At 46.8% G+C, this 1,503-nt stretch carries 1 protein-coding gene; it reads left to right on the top strand.

Annotation, left to right across the window (positions count from 1 at the left end):
• The first annotated feature begins 101 nt into the window (after positions 1-101).
• A complete protein-coding gene (locus tag AB4513_RS22475) occupies positions 102-1,448 on the top strand; it encodes an ISNCY family transposase (RefSeq protein WP_102257390.1) in 1,347 nt (448 codons plus the stop codon).
• The last annotated feature ends 55 nt before the right edge of the window (positions 1,449-1,503 follow it).

Genomic DNA, 1,503 nt, shown 5'->3' with positions numbered 1-1,503 from the left:
TGTTAGAGCAATTTAGTAATGTCCGGTTTGAGCCATTTTAAAATGTCCTCCTAAGCTTACCTATATTGGTCTGCTTAGGAGTTATCTGGATGCTTATTACTATGAGTGAAAAAGATATTCATCGATTCAAGGTTCTGACTGACGTACGTGAAAAACGACTACGCCAAGTTGACGCTGCTATCATTTTGAACCTGTCTGCGCGTCATATCCGACGTTTGGTCAACAAACTTGTCTCTCTTGGCGCGCAAAGTCTTACACACGCAGCGCGTGGACGCCCAAGTAATCGACGCTACTCAGAACATTTCAGAATTGAAATACTGAAACTTATCCGTGAGCATTACTCTGACTTCTCACCAACGTTCGCTCTGGAAAAACTGACTGAACTGCACAATCTATCAGTCTCTAAAGAAACACTGCGTCAATGGATGATCGCCGACGGACTGTGGCTTCCACATGCGAAACGAAAACCTCGGATCTATCAGCCTCGTTACCGTCGTGATTGCTTGGGTGAACTTATTCAAATTGACGGCTCCCATCATGACTGGTTTGAAGGCCGCAGCGACAAATGCTGCCTATTGGTGTTCATTGACGATGCGACTGGCCGCTTGATGAACCTAAGATTCAGCGAAACGGAATCCGCGTTTGACTACATGTTGGCGACGCGTGAATACCTCAATGAGCACGGTAAACCCATCGCATTTTACAGCGACAAACACTCCATATTTCGAGTGAATCAGGAGAAACACAAACAAGTTGGCCAAACCCAATACGGGCGCGTGCTGAAAGAGCTGGCGATAGAACTCATTTGTGCCAACAGCTCCCAAGCCAAAGGCCGTGTTGAGCGAGCCAATCTCACGTTGCAAGACCGGCTGGTTAAAGAGATGCGCTTACAAGGCATCAACACCATCGAGCAAGCCAACGCCTGGCTTCCCTACTTCATCGCCGATTTTAACCACCGCTTTGCTAAGCCCGCTCAATACCCGAAAAACATGCATCGTCCGGTTCGAGAATCCAAGCAAGAACTCGACGATATTTTCAGTTGGCAAGAAAGCCGCAAGCTCTCAAAATCACTGACATTTCAATACGATAAAGTAATTTATCTCATTGAGCCCACCGAAGAAAACAGCCGATTAATGCACGAAACCGTGAAGGTACTCGACTACCCAAATGGAGAAATCGCCATTCAGTACGGGCATCGAAAACTCGAATTCAAAACCTTCGACAAACTCGAGCACGTTCAACAAACCCAAATCGTCGACAACAAACGCCTCGGCCAAGTTTTAAAATTTGCTCAGCAACAACAAGAAGAATTCGAACAACAACAGCAACGAACCCGCAGTAAGAAAGCCCCCAAGCGCCGTGCACAACAAAGAGCCCTACAAACCGCGCCTCGAGCCATCAACCCTGTCCTCACCGACCCCTTCAAAGCTTCCAGTCGAAAGACTTAACAAGGGGACATTTCTATTGGGGACAAATAAGGACATTTTAAAATGGGATTGACAG

The sequence above is a fragment of the Vibrio sp. 10N.222.54.E6 genome (assembly GCF_041473955.1).
GTDB classification, from domain to species: domain Bacteria; phylum Pseudomonadota; class Gammaproteobacteria; order Enterobacterales; family Vibrionaceae; genus Vibrio; species Vibrio tasmaniensis_A.
The sequence above is the reverse complement of the archived record's forward strand: the minus strand, read 5'-3'. Positions and strand labels throughout refer to the sequence as shown.